The organism is Salinibacter ruber DSM 13855, assembly GCF_000013045.1.
GTDB lineage: Bacteria > Bacteroidota > Rhodothermia > Rhodothermales > Salinibacteraceae > Salinibacter > Salinibacter ruber.
Genome location: NC_007677.1, coordinates 3,344,179 through 3,360,110 on the forward strand (window position 1 = coordinate 3,344,179; position 15,932 = coordinate 3,360,110).

Consider the following 15,932-nt stretch of genomic DNA (forward strand, 5'->3'; position numbering starts at 1 on the left):
CTTGTTGAGCCGCTACCGAATTGACAATTGGGGTGGCCTACGGGACAAACCTGGACCGGGCCACGTCGCTCCTCCACGACATTCTTCGGGGGACCGACCGCATTCTTCAGGCCCCGGCCCCGGAGGTGAACGTGGCGTCGCTCGGGGACCACGCCGTCGTTCTGCAGGTGCTTCTCTGGATCGACGCCCCCCGCGGAAAGCGGGCCGTCCGCGACGACGTGTATCGGCGGGCCCTGTCCCGGTTTGCCGAGGCGGGCATCGACATTCCGTTTCCCCAGCGCGTGGTCCGGATCACCGAGGGGGCCGGCCCCGTCGATGGCCCCTGAACGGGACGGACGCACGCGTCGGCACTCAGTCGCGGGCGGGAGCGGTCGTGGCCTCTACCTCCGCCCGAAAGTACTCCAGCGTGCGCCGGAGGCCCTCCCGGCGGTCCACCTCCGGCGTCCACCCGAGCTCTTCCCTGGCCCGCGAGATGTCCGGCTGGCGCACCTGCGGGTCGTCGGACGGGAGGGGCTCGTAGGTGATGTCGCTGTCCGAATCGGTCACCTCGATGATCTCTTCGGCAAACTCTTTGATCGTGATCTCGTCGGGGTTTCCGATGTTGACCGGGTCGGTCGCGTCGCTCATGAGAAGCCGGTAGAGGCCCTCCACGAGGTCGTCGACGTAGCAGAACGCGCGCGTCTGGCTGCCGTCGCCGTAGACGGTGAGGGGATCGCCCCGGAGCGCCTGCGACATGAAGTTGGGCAGGGCCCGGCCGTCGTCGATGCGCATCCGCGGGCCGTACGTGTTGAAGATCCGCGCGATGCGGGTCTCGACCCCGTGGTACCGGTGGTAGGCCATCGTGAGCGCCTCCCCAAACCGTTTGGCCTCGTCGTACACCCCGCGCTTGCCCACCGGATTCACGTTGCCCCAGTAGTCCTCCGACTGCGGATGGACCTGCGGGTCGCCGTACACCTCGCTCGTGGACGCGATCAACAGGCGCGCGTCTTTCGCCTTAGCGAGGCCCAGGGCCTTGTGGGTGCCGAGGGCCCCGACCTTTAACGTCTGGATCGGGTACTGCAGGTAGTCGTCCGGCGCGGCGGGGCTCGCGAAGTGCAGGACGTAGTCGAGCTCGCCGTTGACGTGGAGGTAGTCGGTCACGTCGTACTCGACGAACCGGAAGCGGTCCTGTCCGAGCTCAAACAGGTGCTCGATGTTTTCGGTGTCGCCCGTAATGAGGTTGTCCATGCAGATCACCGAGTGGCCCTCCTCGATGAAGCGGTCGCAGAGATGGGAGCCGAGGAAGCCGGCGCCGCCAGTGATAAGGGTGCGGGGCATGAGCGTTGGCGTAGACACGTGGAAAAGAGAACGCGGGGCGCGCGGTGCTTACGGCTGCCCGTTTTCGACAATGGCCGCCTCGATGGCCTCCTGATTGGTCTCCGGCGCGTAGCTCGGCCGCCCGATGCTGTGGTACTCGAAGCCCATCTCGGCCATCCGGGCGGGATCGTACAGGTTGCGCCCGTCGAGCACGAGCGGGTTCTCCAGGTGCTCCCGCACCGCGCCCAGGTCCGGCCGGCGAAACTCGTGCCACTCGGTACAAATCAAGAGCGACTCGGCCCCCTCAACCGCCTCGTACATGCCGTCGGCATACGCGATCTGGTCACCGAACGTCTCTTTCGTCGTCTCGATGGCTTCGGGGTCGTACCCCACCACGTCGGCGCCCCTCTCCAGGAGATAATCGATGATGACGTGCGAGGGCGCCTCTCGGGTGTCGTCGGTGCCGGGCTTGAACGACAGGCCCCAGACGGCAATCCGCCGCCCGTCCAGGTCGCCGTCGAAGTAGTCCTCCACCTGCTCGGCCAGGCGCCGCCGCTGCTGGTCGTTTACGTCGAGGACGGCGTCCAGGATTTGGAAGTCGTACCCTTTCTCCCGGCCCTTCCGGGCGAGGGCCTGCACGTCCTTCGGGAAGCAACTGCCCCCAAAGCCGATGCCGGCGTACAGAAAGTGCGGCCCAATGCGGTGGTCCTTGCTGATGCCGAGGCGCACCTTGTCCACGTTGGCCCCGACCCGTTCGCAGACGTTCGCGATTTCGTTCATGAACGAGATGCGCGTGGCCAGGAGCGAGTTGGCCGCGTACTTAATCATTTCCGCCGAACGACGGTCGACGACGAGGACGGGGTTCCCCTGCCGCACGAACGGCTCGTAGAGCCGCTTCATCGTCTCGGCGGCCCGGTCGCTCTCCGTCCCAATCACGACCCGATCCGGCTTCAGGAAATCGTCCACCGCGGATCCCTCCCGCAGAAACTCAGGATTGGAGACAACGTCCACCTCCCCGCCAATGTCGAGGCCGCGATCCGCGAATGCCTCTTCCACCCGATCGCCGGTGCCCACCGGCACGGTGCTCTTGTTGACGACAATTCGGTGCTCCGGGTCGTCCGCCTCCACGAGCAGATCGGCCACGTCGCCCGCCGCGTCCAACACGTACGAGAGATCGGCCGAGCCGTCCTCCCCCGGCGGCGTCGGAAGGGCAAAAAACACGATCTTCGAGCCCGCGATTCCCTCCGCCAAATCCGTCGTGAAGCGGAGACGGTCCTCCGCTCGCGCCCGCTCGAAGTACCGATCCAGGTCGGGCTCGTAGATGGGAATCTCACCGTCGGAGAGCTGGGCAACTTTCTCCTCGTCGACGTCAACACACGTGACGTCGTGGCCCATTTCCGCGAAGCAGGTGCCCGAGACGAGGCCAACGTACCCGGTGCCGATAACTGTGATGTCCATACCAGTGTAATTCGTTTCGAACTGTGGAGATGTGTGGGGTCCGCCCCGGCCGAACGGAACACTGCAGGGGGCGTTCGTGACAGTTGCAAGGTGGAAACCGCTGCGCACAAACGCAACGAGGTTCCGCCCGGTTCACTCTCGGGACGGCGTCTTTGAGAAACCTACGTATTTCCCGTACAAAAATCGGTCCGTGCGGGGGAGGAGTGAGGAACGCGTGCCCTGGGGCGTCGCCCCCACGCCCCACCCCAGTTGCGGACGCCACGACCGCCCGGGCCGTTCTGGCGAAAGGGTGAGCCCCAGGGCCGTTGGGGAACGGAGGCGTCGAAAAAATAACAGAAGTCTATCGGCAGAAATGGCGGGGGCCCGCCTCAGCCCCGACCACGGTTATCCACAACGCATCCACAGACTTCTTCTCTGTAGGACAATAACAGAACAACCAGAACAGTCCAATGACCCCGCTGAGCCCCTCCGCCCCGGCGGGGAAACTCTGTTATTGTTTCCAATGAGGGCTCTGTGCACTGTGAAGGGGGAAGTTATCCACAATCGGTGCACACTTCGTTCATCCGGACGATGGATCTCGCTCGGCCTCGAAAGGAGAGGAGACACACAGAAGCAGAAAATGCCGACCGGCCTGGAACGACCGGTCGGCAGAACGGCAGCGTGGGGACGGCCGCTTACTTCGAGGCGTATTTGATGGTGCACCCGTACGGCTCCGCGCGCTTGGGACGCACCTCTTCCCCGTTCATCGCGGCGTCAAGGGCCATCCGGACGTAGTTCGTCGCTCCCTCGATGTCGGCCTCGTCCGTGGTCGGCTTGTCGTCGATGCCCCCGCGGTAGAGCAGCTCTCCTTCCGGACTAATCACGTACATGTGCGGCGTGACCGTTGCGTCGTACGTCTTTCCGACCTCACCCTCCGGGTCCATCAATATGGCCGTCATGTTGCCGTCGTGCTTCTTCTTCTGTTCGACCATCTCGCCGGGCGGATAGTAGCCCTGCTTGCCGGGCGCCGAGGAGACAATCGAGAGCCACACGACGCCCTCGTCGGTGTAGGTGTCCTGGAGCCGCTGCATGTTTCCGCTGCCGTAGTGCTTTCCGACGAACGGGCATCCGAAGTTGAGCCATTCGAGCACGACGTACTGGCCCTCAAAGTCAGCCAGGCTGTGCTCGTCACCGTCGGCGGCCTGCAGGGTAAAGTTGGGCGCGGGCTCGCCGACTTCGGCCTGATTGGTCTGGGCCATGCTCGTGGCGGGAAGCGCAGCGGCCGTTAGCAGTCCGACGACGAGGGCCGCGCAGAGGACTCGGGGATGGCGTGTGGTCATGGACACACGGGTGGTTGTTTCAAGAAAGCGGAGGGTCCCAAATTGAGAACGGGGGCGGAGGTTGCAACCGTCGTGCTACAGTTCAGTCAGTGAGGCTCATGCGTGGCAGCAACCGTCGAGGAGAGGTCGTCCAGCGCATTGAGGACCGCATCTTCCGTAAGCACCTCCGGCAACAGTTCGGGCTCGGAGCCGTCGCCCGCGTAGAGCACGTAGACCGGGACCCCGCTCCGGCCATGCGATTCGAGGGCACGGGTGATCTCCGGATCGCGGCTCGTCCAGTCGGCCCGCACGAGCGCCACGTCCTTCTCGTCGAACGCATTCTGCACTGATTCGGCCGTCAGTACACGGCGCTTGTTGACCTGGCAGGTAAGGCACCAGGCCGCGGTGAAGTCCACGAAAACAGGGCGTCCTTCAGCCCGGAGGGACTCGATGGTTTCTGGGGCGTAGGAGCGCCACGTCGTGTCCGTCCCCGACGCGTCCGTGGCTGTGGCCGTGGCCTGCTGCTCCGCGGGCGCCGAGCCGGCCCCGATGACCGCGACGGCAATGCCGCCCACCAGCGCGGCCCCCGCCAGCCCCCGCGTAACCAGCGTGGCCGTCTGCGAGAGCTGCGGCGCCGACCAGCGGTTCACGATCCAGGCCGCCACGCCCAGCAACAGGAGCCCGGCGAGCAGAAAGGCCACCCCGCCGGTGCTCGTCTGCTGCCCGAAGACCCACACGAGCCAGATGGCGGTCGCAAACATGGGGAAGGCGAAGGCCTGTTTCAGCGTCTCCATCCAGGCACCCGGATCGGGCAGGCGGTCGAGGAGGGCCGGGGTCGTAGACAGAACAACGTACGGGGCAGCCATGCCGACGCCGAGGGCCGTGAAGATCAGCAGGGCCCCCACCGTCGAGAGCGTGAGGGCCACCCCGAGCGCCGCCCCCATGAATGGCGCCGTGCAGGGCGTCGCGACGACCGTGGCGAGCACACCGGTGAGGAAGGCGCTCAGGTTGCCGCCCCCGGACGCCGCCGCCTCCATCCGCCCGCCCCAGCCCATGAGGGTCGTGCCGACCTCGAAGGCCCCGAGCAGGTTCAGCCCGATGCCGAAGAAGAGCATCGTCATGAGGGCAATGAAGATGGGCGACTGGAGCTGAAAGCCCCATCCAATCTGGCTGCCTGCGGCCCGCAGGGCCAGAAGCCCCCCGGCCAGGATCCACATCGACCCCAGGACGCCCGCGCCGAAGAGCAATCCGTGGCGCCGCATGGCGCCGGCCTCGCCCCCCGCCTCCTCGGCGAACCCGAGGATCTTCACCGACAAGACCGGAAACACGCAGGGCATCAGGTTCAGCAGAACCCCACCGACCAGGGCGAACGCGAGCGCCCACGGGAGCGAGAGTCCGCCCCCGGCCGACGAGGCCCCGGCCCCCATCGCGTCGGCCGCCGAAAGCGTCGAGTCGACCGGCACGTCCACCTGCATCGCGCGCACCCTGCCGTCCGGGTCCCAGCCTGTGCCCTCGGGCGCCACCAGCACGCCTCGCAGTCGGTCGGCCGGCGCCTGGGCGTACTCCGACTGCCGCAGTGCAATCGTGTAGGTGTCTCCGTTCCGCGTCACGGGCTGGGGCGCGCCCGGGTCGACGACGGACTTCTCCGCCGGAAAGAAATAGGCTCCCTCTAGGTCGGGCCGTGCCCCGTCCGGCGCCCCCAAGATCAGGGTGTAGCGGCCTTCACTGCGCCCCGCCCCTACCGACCAGTCGCTCACACGCTTCGGATGCTTCGCCCGTGCCGCCTCGAAGGCAGAGGCGCGCCCCGGTTTTGGGGAGGCCTCTTCCGCCACGGGGAGCGTCACCTCCACGTCCGAGTGCGCAGGCAGGCAAATTTCCTCGCAGATCAACCACTTGGCGCGCCCGCCGAGGGTCGCCGTCGTGCCCGGCGTCAGCGTGTCCGGCGGGGTGACGGTGGCAATCAGCAAGACCTCGTCGGAGTACCCATAGCTGATGAGGGACCCGAACTCAATTTGATGTGGATAGGGCCATTGGAATCCGCTCGTCTCGTAGCCTTCCGGCAGTGCCCAGTCGATGGACGTCGGCTCCCCAGACGCCCCGGGGTTCTTCCAGTAGCTGTGCCACCCCTCCTCCATGTTCAACCGAAGGCCCACCGTCAATGGCTCGCCCGGCACGATCGCGTCCTGCTCACTGACGAGTGTCGCCTCACTGTGCGGACTCGGGTCGTCGGAGGCCTGCGATTGGGCCTGTAGCGGCGTAGCGGCCCCGCTCCCCCACAGAACCACGAGGAGCCACACGCCAAGAACGAGGCACCGGCGTCCGCTGGACCGCTGAAAGGACGTCATGAGGGGCTGAGGGCGTCGTGCGGGCAGTCGTCGAGCGGACTGTGTGTACCCGAGCTTCCCCGAATGGTTCATTCCTCACCGTCCCTCCATCAGGCAGGCACGCCCGGCCGCCCCCCGCTTCTGACTGGCTCACACAGCTTCCTCGCCGGCGGAAGACATCCCCGAAAAACGGTAGATTTTCCCCACCTTGCCACGAATTGCCCCGATTGGAGACCGGACACGCCACGATCGGCGGCCGATGCCCCGGGAGTGTGCCCGGGCACAATCGACGAATGCCCCCGGCCTGCTCTTTTCTCTGCGGAAACCCGCAAATCGCGCCCCTCCAGCCCCCTCGTTTTGCGAAAGAGATGTATGCTTCTGTAGTGTTCACCGCCTCCTCTCAACGTCTGGAACGGTTTTCGTAGCATCGATTTGCCGACCGCTGTACGGATCCTTCCTGGAAACACCGACCTTCACAATTGGGCAGAGAGACGGAGCTGGGCATCGTCACCGATCCCCCATTGCCATCGGGCGGGAAGCAGGGTCGGATGTCGTTGGCCTCCCGCGGGCCCCTGTCCACCTGCGCATTTAAGCTCTCCCCGCGGACCGTCGATACCTAAGAACGGAGGATCATCTGACAGACACATTCCGGACCGCTCGTTCTATCGACTGGCTTTCCGGAGCATCCCGAAACGCCATCTTTCGCCTATTGGACCGATCAGAATGTTCCTCAACAACTCCTTCCTTCCGTTCGGATCCGTCGCCGACTCCGACCCCGAGGAGTCGCTCGACGAAGACCTTCCTCCCGATCTGCGCCGGGCCGGTCGATATGCCTACCGCCGCGGATGGGAGGAGTACCGCGAGGCCGATTGTCCCTTCGGCCCGACGGACCAGGCGATGCTCATTTGGTTCTCGTTCAGCAACGAAACGGAGATGCCCCCCACCGTGGGTCGAAACTGACCGGCCCCCGCTCCCAGAACCATCCACGAAGATCGACGACCTCGTCCCCGCACAGGGGCTCCCTCCACGAAAGACGGGACGCGAGGCGCCCCTCCTCGGTGCTGCGGCCTCCTCCTCGCAAACCTTCCAGGTGTCATGAATGAACCTGCCTCCACTGTAAACATCACGTTTCAGAGCCCGACTCGGGCCTCACGCCCGAGCACGCCCTCGTTCCACCACCGCAACCTCGAAGGCGTACCGGAATCTACGGCCCGACAGATGGCCCAGGACTTCACGACCTACCAGCATGAACCGTCCACGATCAGCGAGAAGAAGCTGTACACGTATCAGTCGGCGGACCAGAACGGCGCGCTCGACGATGAGTGTCTCGTCGCGCTCGACTTCGGGGAAATCGTCACCCTAGAGGTCACCCATTCCCCAACCGTACCCGTACGGGAAGAAGCCTAAAGCCCGGTGCGTGCTTCCGCCCCTTGCCGTCCGCGCATCAGGGAAGCCCGAGCATGCCTATTCATCTCTTGAAGCTCCCCAGCACGCGCCATCAAGGGGCTGCGGGACGATTCACGACGCTGAAGGCGTCTCTTCCGTGGTGGGGTGCTTCTCCACTGGCAAGATTCTTGTCCCTTCGTTGAGGTAGGGCGACTGACGTTCGTTTGCGGCATCGCGCAGGTCGTCCTCTCTTTCGGTCGTCCCCCACCGGGGGCACCGTCCTTCGATGATGCTTTTGGGAAACAAGGGACCAGAGCGGTCCGGAGCGTTCCCTACTTCGCTCAGTCGGGCCCCACCGTACCATGATGGGCATTCCCCTCTTAACTTCTGGCCGGCGGGCGATCCGTGCGGCCCTCGTCTTTGTACTGCTCGGCGGCCTCGGCCTTCCTCTTCGGGCCGCCCACGCGCAGGACGCCGATCCCCGCATCCCCCTTACCGTACGCAACGGGGAGGGGGACGTCTTCACCTTAACGCTTGGCCTCGCCCCGGAGGCCACAAACGGCATCGATCCGGCACTTGGGGAGCAGGAGCAACCCCCCGTCCCCCCCTCCGAAGTTTTTGACGTCCGCCTCGTCGACGACAACGTCCCCGTGTCCGGGTTCGGGGAGGGGCTTCTGAAGGACATTCGGCCGGGCGGTGCGCAATTCGAGGGGACCACGCAACACCAGATTCGCTTTCAGGCAGCAAGCGGGACCGACCTCACCATTGCCTGGGATTTGCCCGAGGGCGTCACCGGCACAATTCAGAATGTCCCGGACGGAGGCGCGTACGGCAAGGACATGACCGGGCGCGACTCCCTCACGGTGGACGCGGGTGCGCCCGACGCGATTGTCACCCTGGAGTACGCCCCGAATCAAGCCCCGACCCTCGACACGAACACCGGAGTAACGCTTCTTGAAGGCGGGTCCACACCCCTCACGACCAGCGATCTCAGCGCTTCCGACCCGGACGATGCCCCGTCGGCTCTTACCTACAGGGTTACCGACGGGCCGACGCAGGGCACACTCGTGGTCGACGGCAGCCCGAACGCATCCTTCACGCAGGCGGACTTGGACGGAGGACTCGTCGAGTACGAGCACACCGCCCCCAACGCCACTAACGACAGCCTGTCGCTTTTCGTCGAAGACGCAGTCGGGAAACGCACCTCGGAAGCGACGTTCCCGATCGTGGTGACGTCCGCGAACGCCCCCCCGACTGTCTCCCTCGATCCGCCCAACGCCTCAATCGCGGAAAACAACAGCCCCCCCACCCGGGTCGCCACCGTTTCGGTCGCCGACGATGGCCTCGGCACGAACGAGCGCTCCCTCAGCGGGCCCGACGCAGGCTCATTCGCCCTCACCGACGCGAATGGGCTCGTGCTCACCGAGTCGGCCGACGCCGAGGCCACGCGCCGCTACTCCGTCACCGTCGCGGTGAACGACCCGGCCGTCGCCCCCAGGCCCAACGATAGCGAAGAGTTTTCGCTTCGGGTCGACGACGTAAACGAGCCGCCCGTTCTTGAGACGAACTCCGGCCTCGCCCTGTCGCCGGGCGGATCCGCGACCCTCACGACCGGCAACCTCAGTGCCTCCGACCCGGACGACGCGCCCACGACACTCACGTACGTGGTCACCCAGGCCCCGACCCGGGGGGAGCTCCTGGTGGGCGGCAGCCCCGCTGCCTCCTTCACCCAAACGGACCTGAGAGAGGGGGCCGTCCAGTACGACCATACCGCGTCCGACACCGACAATGACCAGTTCTCGTTCGCCGTAGGGGATGAAGCCGGGTCACGTGGCCCCGAAGCCACATTTCGGATTGCCGTCGACCCGTCCACCCACCGGACCACCATTCGAGGGACGGACGGGACGGGGAACGACACGGGCTGGCGCCTGCTCGCCCCGCCCTCGAACACGACCCGACGCGCCTTTGAGGACGACCTCGCGTTCGGTGTCAACTCGGAGCCCCTGCTGTACACCTGGGACGGCACGGAGTGGACGCCGGCTACGGACTCTTCGGCGGCACTGCCGCGTGGAGAGGGCTTTATCCTCTACTTCTTCGACGACAAGGTGGACCCGATTTCCGCCGACGGGCTGACCCTGGAAATTCCCGACCTCAACGAAGACCAGACCGCGGACGTAACGGTCGACGGGCTCGACGCCAGCCGGTCCCTCCACCTGCTCGGAAACCCGTACGACGTGGCCTTCGACCTCGGCGCCCTGGCCGGGGGCGACCTCTCCGGGCGCGGCTTCCAGAACACGGTGCAGGTCTGGGACCCTTCGGGCGGGGGGCAGTGGACCCTGATCACACAGGGCGGGCCCGACGACACCATTCCGGCCTGGCAGGGCTTTTTCGTGGAGCGTGCCCGGGAGGGCCGCGGCCAGACCCGCCTTACCTTCGGCGCGGACGGCCGACAGTCCGCCCCGGGCGACCTCATCGGGAGCAGGCCCGCGCTGCTCTCGGCCTCCCAGGACGAACCGGTCCGGCTGGACCTGTCCCTCGTCGTGGCGAGCGCGTCCGACACGCTTGCCCGAAACGACGTCACCCTGCTTTTCCGCGGGGACGCCGACACGGGCTGGGACACGTACGAAGCCACCCAGCTCCCGCCCCCGACCGGGAACGCCTACGCCACGTTGACCAGCCCCCTTCAGCGCAACGGCACACTGGTCCGCCGAACCCTCGCCAGCGAGCCTCCGCCGGGGCAGAACAAGACCCGCTCCTACCCGCTCTCGGCCCGGTCGGTCGGGACGACGGGCACGGCCACCGTGCGGTGGCCCGAGTCGAAGCGCGCCCTCGTCCCCCGTACGTGGACCGTGGAGCTGGTCGACCGCGAGACCGGTGCCGTCGTGGACCTGCGTGAGGCGCCCTACACGTTCAAGCTCGCCGAGGGGGCCGGCTCCATCGATGCCCCCAACGACGCCCGGTTTGCCCTCCGTCTTACCCCCAAGGCGGGCTCCGCGGAGGTCGTCGATTTTTCGGCCGAGCCCACCGAGTCGGGCGTCCGCCTGTCCTGGAACACAACCTCCGAGATCAACAATACCGGCTTCCACGTCCAGCGCAGGTCCGCTGGGGCCCAGTGGAAACGAATCGGGTTCGTCGAGAGCAACCTCTCCAAAAGCACCACGAGCGGGCCCCAATCCTACCAGTTCACCGACGAGAACCCGCCGTACGCAATCGACTCGCTGAGCTATCGCCTCCAGCACGTAGACACGACCGGCACCGCCCACACTGCCAACAGGACGGGCATCCAGTTTAACGCCCCCAAACAGATCACCCTTCGCCCTCCCTTCCCCAACCCCTCCCGACAGCACGCGACGCTTCACTTCGGCCTCTCCGACGCCACGGCGGTGCAGATTACGGTGTATGACCTCCTGGGACGGTCGGTGAAGGCACCCGTCCGCGGCCAGTTCGAGGCGGGGCGCCACCGGACGCGACTCTCGACGTCGGACCTCGCTCCGGGCATGTACTTCGTGCGGATGCGGGCGGGCGGCACCACCCGGACCCGAAAACTCACGGTCGTCCGGTAGCGCACCGATTTCCACGGGCGTCGATTGGGGGCCCGCCGGAGATGATCTGCTCTACGGGAGTATTTTGAAGGCCCAAACTGATCCAGATGTCCACCCCAGTCACTCCGAATCCGTGACGGAAGCGTCATGAAGCGTGCCAAGATTAGACCCTACGCACTCAGCCCTTCCCACACGGCCCTGCACTGCGATGGGACTGATCAGCACGCTGTTTCTAGCCGCCTCGGTGGCGACGTTCTCGGTCTACTTCCGGCGCCTCTCGGACGAGGCCCCGGCACAAACCTCGTAGCCCTGTCGGCACAGCCGTGCAGCGGGTGCCTCCTCACGTCGGTGCTACCGGATCGCCTCCCCCCAACCGCCCACCGAATGAGGAGGTGGATGCGAGTCGCGAGGAGCCCATGACGTGTGGGGGCCGCACGTAGTCTCGACGACTGCTCCACCATGCTTCCGTCGTTCCCATGCTCCCGACGGACTGGACGGTCGTGCGCTGGGTCGGTCTGCTCGTCCTCGCGTGGGGCGTCGCCATACCGCAGAGCGGGGCCCAGCCCAGCGGCGACGCCGTGGGGTACTCCGCGACGGTCTTTGCGGCGGGAGGATCGGGCGCCTCCCTCCCCTTCTGGCTCTCCGCCAACCGGTATGGGGTGATCGACCCCGCCTCCGCCAACGTGGGGCTCAGGCTTGCCGTCCGCCGCCCCTTTCAGCACCGTGGGTTCACCTACGCATTCGGGGCCGAGTTCGTGGGGCGGGCCTCCGAGGCGTCGACGGCACATGCGTCCGAGCTGTACGGCCGGCTTCGGTACGGGGCCGTCCAACTCACCGTGGGCCGCCGGAAGCAGATGATTGGGCGCGTGGCCCCGAGTTTGTCGCTCGGGAGCGTCACCTGGAGCAAAAACGCCCCTCCGGTCCCCAAGGTCACCCTCTCGTCCGACGGCTACGTGCCAGTTCCGGGCACCGGTGCCCACGTGGCCCTGAAGGGCCACCTGGCCCACGGATGGTTCGGACGCGAGCGGTTCGTCCGCAATGCGCTCCTCCACGAAAAGTCGTTGTATCTCCGCGCCTTCTCTCCAGACGCTCCCCTTCAGATCCACATCGGACTCGTGCACCACGCCCAGTGGGGCGGCACGCACCCCCGTCGGGGCGAAGAGCCGGTGTCGGTCCGCAACTGGCTGAGCACCGTGTTGGGCGAACAGGACGTTCTCGACGTGCGCGCCAACGCCAACCACCTCGCCGCCTACGACCTGAGCCTCGACCTGGACCTCGGCGGCCTCCACGGCCGGGTGTACCGGGAATTCTACCACGAGGACATCCACAGCTTCCGATTTCGCAGTGCCCAGGACGGCCTCTGGGGCGTACGCCTTCGCCGCCCGGACGCGTCTGCCCTCGTGACTGCCGTGCTGTGGGAGCACCTCCGCATGACGCGCCAGTACGCCAAGTTCGTACAGGCGCCGGCGCGGGGCGATGCGACCTACTACCACCACGGCTTTTACCGCGACGGGTGGACCTACCAGGGCCGGACGTTGGGAACGCCGCTCATTACCCCCGCCGCCCGTACCCCCGGCCTTCAGGACAACCTGCCGGGCATCGGCAACAGCATCGTTCTGGCCCATCACGTGGGAATTGAGGGCAGCCTCGGGGCAGACGTCTCCTACCGACTTCTGGGGACCTACAGCCGCAACTACGGGGCCCAGGGGGTCTGTGGGGGGCCTGCCTGCAAGTCGCGCGTCGACCAGCGCCGAGAACGGACCGATCAGTATTCGTTCCGGGTCGAGGTGCGCGGGCCGCTCCTCCCCCGGCACAACCTCCGGCTCCGCACCGCCGTGGCCATCGATGCGGGCGCCTTCTACGACGAGCGGATCGGGGCCTCATTTGGCCTCACCTGGCGGTCTCCTTAATCCGGCCCGCCCCTGCTCGCGGACGGACAGAGCGAGCACGGCGAAGCGTCATTCCGCGACGGGGGCGGCCCGTTGGGCCATGAATCCGATGCGCTCCTCGTACCCGTACGTCGACATGAGCACCGGATAGAAAGCCTCGTCCGCCCGCCGCACGCTCCCGTTCTTCGTCGCGAAGACCTCCCCCGCCTCCACGCGCCGAAAGTTCTCGGCGACAAACTCGAAGCCCCGCCCCGACGCGTCCCCGAACACCTCGTACACCGTTGGGGTGGAGCGGACGTAGGGACGGTCGATGAGTCCCTCGGCGGCCAGGAAGTGCAGCAGGATGCGATGCGCACTGGACGCCGCGCCCTCGTCGTCGTAGTACCCGCACTCGATCGCTATGCCCGTCACGTGCTCCGTCACCCCCCCGCCGACGTAGCTCATGTCGACGAGGCGGTCGAGACCGGTTGACCGAGCGAGTCGGCGGGAGGCCGCGTCTCCCCCCGTCGCAATGGCGTACGGGCAGCCCCGCGACTCGGTAGAGTGGAAGTCGATGACGGTGGTGCCCTCCAGCTCGCGTCGGAGGCGGGCCGCGAGGCGCACCTCGTGCTGATCGCTCGACGCGTCGCCCGGCATGGCCCGGTTCAAATCCGTATCGCAGAACCGGTAGCCGAGCTTGAACGCGCGCTCGTTGGCAAGGACGAACTTGACCGGGGCCTGCAGCGTCACGTCGCCCGCCTTGAGGCGATTGAGGGCGTGCCACCCACAGGTCTCGTCGCCATGGACACAGGCCAGGATGGTATACTCCGGTCGGCCGTCGCCGAGGGTTTCAACGTGCATTGCAGTCTAGACAGGTGAGTGTAGGGCTCATTGTTCGCGATTGTCGACGACCACGTCGTAGTGGACCGCCTCGTCCTCGAATCGGCGGAGCAGCGCGCGAGCAGCGGGCGGCACGTGGGCCTTCTGCGGATCCGTTCCCACGAAATGCCGAACCGCGTCCATCGAGGCGAAGCGCAGGACCGTCATGAATGCCACGTCGTCCCCGTCCGGCCGTCGATACACCGCCGCCCCGCGAAAGCCCTCACCGCTCTGGGCTGCAATATCGGGCAGAATCTCGGTCCGGAGCAGCCGCTCGTAGCGGTCCGCGTCGTCCCGGGCCGTCCACCCCCGCCACACGCGAGCAATCATGAGAATGTGGGGTTGTGTGAGGAGCAGGAGTGACGCTCACCTTCAGTCAGCCGTTCGTCGCACGCAGGAAGCCCTCCGCCCCCACGACGACGCGACGAGGCGTTATCCCGACCGCGTCTCCCCATCCGCCGGCACCTCGACCGCCGACGCCGGGGGCGCCGCCCCGTTCGCATCGGTCGGCACAGCCTCTTTTCTAACGGCCCGCCCCACCTGGCGGTGGAAGCGCGCGAGCAGGAGGACGGACGCCGCGGCGAGCCCCGTTACCAGCCCCCACCAGAGGGCCTCGGGGCCGCCCCCGCCGCGCACCCCCCACAGGTAGCCCGTCACCAGCCCGATGCCCCAGTACGTCCCGACCGCAATGCCCATCGGCACCCGCGTGTCCTTGAGGCCCTGGAGGGCCCCGTGGGCCGCCACCTGCAGGCCGTCGAACAGCTGAAAGACCGCCGCCACCCCCAGCAGCTGCACCGCCAGCGCGATCACCTCGGTGTTGCCGGGATCGGAGAGGTCCAGGTACAGCCCCACGATGGGCCGCGGCAGGGTCCAGAAGAGCGTGGCCGTACCCGCCATGAACAGGGTCGCGAGCCCCATCGCCATTCCGCCGGCCCGACGCGCCCCCGCCTCGTCCTGCGCCCCGGCCGCCTGCCCCACCCGCACCGTGCCCGCCATCCCGATGCCGAGCGGCACCATGAACGCGAACGCCGCACACTGCAGGGCCACCTGGTGGGCCGCGAGCGCCGTCGTCCCCAGCGTGCCCATCATTACCGTCGTGACCATGAAGAGGCTCGACTCCACGCCCCGCGACGCCCCCATCGGCGCCCCCACCCACACGAGCTCACGCAGATACGCCGCGTCCGGCTCCCGGAGGCGCGTGAACACCTCGTAGTCCGCGAACGGCGCCGTGCGGTGCACGAACAGGGCCAGCAGGCCGAACAGGACCGAGAAGACGATGGTGCTCGCCCATCCCGTTCCCGCCAGCCCGAGCGCCGGCAGGCCCCAGTACCCGAACATGAGCACCTCGTTGGCCGCGATGTTCACCCCCACGCCGACGAACGCGATGATCGTCACGGGCAGGGGGCGCGACAAGCCCTCCACGAAGCTCCGTAGCGCAGCGAACCCGAGAAACGGAAGGATGCCCCACCGGATGGCGTCGAGGTACGCCGTGGCGCCGTCAATCGTCGCCGGCTCCTGCCCCGTCCACCGCAGCACCGGCTCAATGGTGCTCAGAATCAAGAGAACGACCGCGCCCAGCCCCCCGGCCAGCCAGAGCCCCTGCCGCACGCTCCGTCCCGCGGCCGCCGGGGCCTCCGCACCCACTGCCTGCGACACCATCGGCCCCACGGCCCGGACCATCCCCATGCCCATGATTGCGAAGAAGAAAAAGACCGTGTGCCCGAGTGCCACGCCCGCCAGCGCCTCCGGCCCCAAGCGACCCACCATCACCGTGTCCACGAAGCTCATCGAGATGTGCGCCAGCTGGGCCGCCACGACGGGCCCCGCCAGGCGGAGGGTGGCGCGAAATTCACGGTACAGGGCAGCAGAAAACACGGAGGT

At 67.0% G+C, this 15,932-nt stretch carries 12 protein-coding genes; 5 read left to right on the forward strand and 7 right to left on the reverse strand.

Annotated features, from left to right (window positions below):
- Positions 1-20 precede the first annotated feature (20 nt).
- Entirely contained in the window at positions 21-326 is a 306-nt protein-coding gene (locus tag SRU_RS14175) for a mechanosensitive ion channel domain-containing protein (protein WP_011405411.1), read from the forward strand.
- A 25-nt stretch (positions 327-351) separates the two neighbouring features.
- Here SRU_RS14175 and SRU_RS14180 read toward each other — a convergent pair whose 3' ends face one another.
- From SRU_RS14180 to SRU_RS14195, 4 genes are all read right to left on the reverse strand, one after another.
- The gene (locus SRU_RS14180) at positions 352-1,317 is read right to left on the reverse strand and encodes a UDP-glucuronic acid decarboxylase family protein (protein WP_011405412.1); all 966 of its coding nucleotides are present in this window, start codon (positions 1,315-1,317) and stop codon (positions 352-354) included.
- Between the two features lie 48 nt (positions 1,318-1,365).
- Positions 1,366-2,754 (reverse strand): UDP-glucose dehydrogenase family protein, encoded by a 1,389-nt coding sequence (locus SRU_RS14185; protein ID WP_011405413.1) that lies wholly within the window; start codon positions 2,752-2,754, stop codon positions 1,366-1,368.
- A gap of 674 nt (positions 2,755-3,428) precedes the next feature.
- Positions 3,429-4,073: a thioredoxin family protein gene (locus SRU_RS14190; RefSeq protein WP_221231427.1), complete on the reverse strand. Its 645-nt coding sequence runs from the start codon at positions 4,071-4,073 to the stop codon at positions 3,429-3,431.
- A gap of 86 nt (positions 4,074-4,159) precedes the next feature.
- On the reverse strand, positions 4,160-6,397 hold the full coding sequence (locus SRU_RS14195) for a protein-disulfide reductase DsbD family protein (RefSeq protein ID WP_237701768.1): 2,238 nt from the start codon (positions 6,395-6,397) through the stop codon (positions 4,160-4,162).
- 702 nt (positions 6,398-7,099) lie between these two features.
- Here SRU_RS14195 and SRU_RS14200 point away from each other — a divergent pair.
- The 4 genes from SRU_RS14200 to SRU_RS14215 all read left to right on the forward strand — a co-directional run bounded on the left by SRU_RS14200 (position 7,100) and on the right by SRU_RS14215 (position 13,214).
- Positions 7,100-7,336 (forward strand): hypothetical protein, encoded by a 237-nt coding sequence (locus tag SRU_RS14200; protein ID WP_103015683.1) that lies wholly within the window; start codon positions 7,100-7,102, stop codon positions 7,334-7,336.
- 135 nt (positions 7,337-7,471) lie between these two features.
- The gene (locus tag SRU_RS14205) at positions 7,472-7,783 is read left to right on the forward strand and encodes a hypothetical protein (RefSeq protein ID WP_011405416.1); all 312 of its coding nucleotides are present in this window, start codon (positions 7,472-7,474) and stop codon (positions 7,781-7,783) included.
- A 341-nt stretch (positions 7,784-8,124) separates the two neighbouring features.
- A complete protein-coding gene (locus SRU_RS14210; RefSeq protein ID WP_164923693.1) occupies positions 8,125-11,325 on the forward strand; it encodes a cadherin-like domain-containing protein in 3,201 nt (1,066 codons plus the stop codon).
- A 455-nt stretch (positions 11,326-11,780) separates the two neighbouring features.
- Positions 11,781-13,214, forward strand: a complete 1,434-nt coding sequence (locus SRU_RS14215; protein WP_164923694.1) for a capsule assembly Wzi family protein — start codon at positions 11,781-11,783, stop codon at positions 13,212-13,214.
- Positions 13,215-13,262: 48 nt separating this feature from the next.
- Here the strand turns inward: SRU_RS14215 and SRU_RS14220 are convergent, their stop codons facing one another.
- The 3 genes from SRU_RS14220 to SRU_RS14230 all read right to left on the reverse strand — a co-directional run bounded on the left by SRU_RS14220 (position 13,263) and on the right by SRU_RS14230 (position 15,926).
- Positions 13,263-14,033, reverse strand: coding sequence for a M14 family metallopeptidase (locus tag SRU_RS14220; RefSeq protein WP_011405419.1), 771 nt, complete (start codon positions 14,031-14,033; stop codon positions 13,263-13,265).
- Positions 14,034-14,060: 27 nt separating this feature from the next.
- A complete protein-coding gene (locus SRU_RS14225) occupies positions 14,061-14,381 on the reverse strand; it encodes an antibiotic biosynthesis monooxygenase (RefSeq protein WP_011405420.1) in 321 nt (106 codons plus the stop codon).
- Between the two features lie 102 nt (positions 14,382-14,483).
- Complete coding sequence (locus tag SRU_RS14230; protein ID WP_162713411.1) at positions 14,484-15,926, reverse strand: MATE family efflux transporter; 1,443 nt, start codon at positions 15,924-15,926, stop codon at positions 14,484-14,486.
- Between the last annotated feature and the right edge of the window lie 6 nt (positions 15,927-15,932).

Coding starts and splice junctions, on each gene's coding strand:
- SRU_RS14185 (WP_011405413.1), bottom strand. CDS start 2,754: ATGGACATCACAGTTATCGGCACCGGGTACGTTGGCCTCGTCTCGGGC.
- SRU_RS14200 (WP_103015683.1), top strand. CDS start 7,100: ATGTTCCTCAACAACTCCTTCCTTCCGTTCGGATCCGTCGCCGACTCC.
- SRU_RS14220 (WP_011405419.1), bottom strand. CDS start 14,033: ATGCACGTTGAAACCCTCGGCGACGGCCGACCGGAGTATACCATCCTG.
- SRU_RS14210 (WP_164923693.1), top strand. CDS start 8,125: ATGATGGGCATTCCCCTCTTAACTTCTGGCCGGCGGGCGATCCGTGCG.
- SRU_RS14215 (WP_164923694.1), top strand. CDS start 11,781: ATGCTCCCGACGGACTGGACGGTCGTGCGCTGGGTCGGTCTGCTCGTC.
- SRU_RS14180 (WP_011405412.1), bottom strand. CDS start 1,317: ATGCCCCGCACCCTTATCACTGGCGGCGCCGGCTTCCTCGGCTCCCAT.
- SRU_RS14195 (WP_237701768.1), bottom strand. CDS start 6,397: ATGACGTCCTTTCAGCGGTCCAGCGGACGCCGGTGCCTCGTTCTTGGC.
- SRU_RS14190 (WP_221231427.1), bottom strand. CDS start 4,073: ATGACCACACGCCATCCCCGAGTCCTCTGCGCGGCCCTCGTCGTCGGA.
- SRU_RS14205 (WP_011405416.1), top strand. CDS start 7,472: ATGAATGAACCTGCCTCCACTGTAAACATCACGTTTCAGAGCCCGACT.
- SRU_RS14225 (WP_011405420.1), bottom strand. CDS start 14,381: ATGATTGCTCGCGTGTGGCGGGGGTGGACGGCCCGGGACGACGCGGAC.